The following is a 1,646-nucleotide window of genomic DNA, read 5'->3' on the forward strand; positions in this document are numbered from 1 at the left end:
GAACGAGACATTGGAGAGGCTGTAGCGACCGAACACGGTCCCCGAGGCCCAGAGCAGCACGGCGCCGAGAATCAAGACGGCTGCGAGGAGTTGACCGTGCTGCACGGAGGAGAACGGGGCCAGCGGATTCTGCGGGAACACGATCAGGTAGACGCCCGCGATCGCGCACGCGGCGAGCGGCCAGAAGTAGGGCTTGCGGCGCTCCTTCAGGAAGATGCGCGCCATCGCGATGCCGAACACCGGCTGGAGCATGTAGAGCAGATACACCTCGTTCTCGACATTGAAATCGGGGGCGGCATGCGCCGGGAACGCGTAACTGAGTGCCTGGGTGAACAGCACCGTTGCGAACGCCTGCGCGCCGAGCGCGATGATGCCCATGGCGATCCATTGACGAAGTGGGAGATGATGCAACTCGCGGCGCACTCGCCCGGCGACCGGGAGGAAACACAGCGCGATCAACAGTGACTCCACGAAGACGATCTGACTCGCGGTCAGCTGCTTGGTCAGTGCTGGACGGAAGTAGGGATCGGTCGCCCACATCGCGGCGGCGACGGCGACCGCCAGCGCCCCCATCCGTCCGATCAGCGTGCCGGTCCGGGACGCCACGCTCGGACGGACCTGCTCGCGGGGCAGCGCGATCGGCGGTTCTTCAACGGGCACCGGTAAATTACACTCGAAAGCACGTGTACCGGCGCCGCAACCATGCAAACGCGGAGATTCACAGATGCTGTTCGGCAGAGAGCACGTCGATCGATACGTCGCGACAGACGGTGAGGAGGGCTACACATGGCGCGAGGGGACGGAGATCCTGATACTGACCACCAAGGGACGCAAGTCCGGCCAATTGCGCAGCACCCCGCTCATCTTCGGCCGTCACGGAGATGACTACCTGGTCGTCGGTTCCCAGGGCGGCGCTCCGATAGCGCCCCGGTGGTACCGGAATCTCGTTGCCGACCCCCAGGTGCAGGTGCAGATCAAGGGTGATCGCTTTGCGGCTCACGCGCGCACGGCGACCGCCGAGGAGAAACCCGAGCTGTGGAAGACGATGACCGCCGCCTGGCCGCACTACGACCAGTACCAGAAGCGCACAGAGCGTGTGATCCCAGTTGTCATTCTGACGCGCGACTGATGCGCAGCGGATTGAGGAGCCGACTGTGACCACCACCGTCTCGAGCATCGCCGAGCTGACGGCTCTCACCGGTCAGCATCTGGGCTACTCCGAGTGGCGCGAGGTGACCCAGGAGCAGATCAATACCTTCGCCGACGCGACCGACGACCACCAGTGGATCCACGTCGATGCGGAACGCGCCGCCGCGGGACCATTCGGCACCACGATTGCTCACGGTTTTCTCACGCTCTCGCTGCTGGTTCCGATGTGGAGTGAGATCCTCCATTTCGAGGGAGTGCGCCTCGGGATCAACTACGGATTGAACAAGGTGCGCTTTCCGTCTCCTGTCCCGGTCGGCTCGAGAATTCGAGCGGGTGCAGCCCTCGTTTCAGTCGAGACCGTCGCCGACGGCAGCTTCCAGATCGTCGTCGACTTCGTCATCGAGCGTGACGGTGCCGAGAAGCCATGCTGCATTGCGGAGGGGCTGTACCGCTTCTACGTCTGACGTGCGCAGACGGTCGCGTCAGCGCGCTTGCTC

3 protein-coding genes are annotated in these 1,646 nt (G+C 64.0%); 2 read left to right on the top strand and 1 reads right to left on the bottom strand.

Annotated elements, in window-relative coordinates; all coding sequences use genetic code 11:
- The coding region (locus WA225_RS24670; protein ID WP_422610020.1) for a DMT family transporter at window positions 1-660 on the bottom strand (660 nt) is incomplete at its 3' end.
- A 64-nt stretch (window positions 661-724) separates the two neighbouring features.
- Between WA225_RS24670 and WA225_RS24675 the strand changes: the two genes are divergently transcribed.
- On the top strand, window positions 725-1,129 hold the full coding sequence (locus WA225_RS24675) for a nitroreductase family deazaflavin-dependent oxidoreductase (protein ID WP_422610021.1): 405 nt from the start codon (window positions 725-727) through the stop codon (window positions 1,127-1,129).
- Between the two features lie 25 nt (window positions 1,130-1,154).
- Entirely contained in the window at window positions 1,155-1,613 is a 459-nt protein-coding gene (locus WA225_RS24680; protein ID WP_422610022.1) for a MaoC family dehydratase, read from the top strand.
- Window positions 1,614-1,646 lie beyond the last annotated feature (33 nt).

The organism is Pseudomonas sp., assembly GCF_049300855.1.
Lineage (GTDB): Bacteria > Pseudomonadota > Gammaproteobacteria > Pseudomonadales > Pseudomonadaceae > Aquipseudomonas.

Bases quoted from the DNA above. Each gene is read 5' to 3' on its own strand.
- WA225_RS24675 (WP_422610021.1), top strand. From the start codon at position 725: ATGCTGTTCGGCAGAGAGCACGTCGATCGATACGTCGCGACAGACGGT.